This is a genomic window from Paenibacillus sp. UMB4589-SE434 (genome assembly GCF_030226685.1).
Lineage (GTDB): Bacteria > Bacillota > Bacilli > Paenibacillales > Paenibacillaceae > Paenibacillus_B.
The window spans coordinates 1-233 of record NZ_JASOYK010000038.1 but is presented as its reverse complement, the minus strand read 5'-3'; the positions used below and the strand labels follow the sequence as shown (position 1 = coordinate 233).

The following is a 233-nucleotide window of genomic DNA, read 5'->3' as shown; positions in this document are numbered from 1 at the left end:
AGTTCAATACAAAGGTGAGCATGAGTTAAATGCGACGCTTGAGGTCATTGGCGCTGATAATCTAAGGTCAACTATCGATGTTCGACCTCATAATCAAATGTATGGGCACTATGAGTTAATGCCTGCGCCGAGAAAAAACTTGGAGCTTCCGATTCTCGCAGATGCTACTACGCGCTCAAGAGCAGATCTCCAGACGATTAACTACGGTGACATGCAGCGTATGATGATTTGGA

At 45.1% G+C, this 233-nt stretch carries 1 protein-coding gene; it reads left to right on the top strand.

Annotation, left to right across the window (positions count from 1 at the left end):
* Positions 1-233, top strand: a 233-nt coding sequence (locus QP775_RS25660; protein WP_285109341.1) for a hypothetical protein, incomplete at both ends; no start/stop codon positions are given.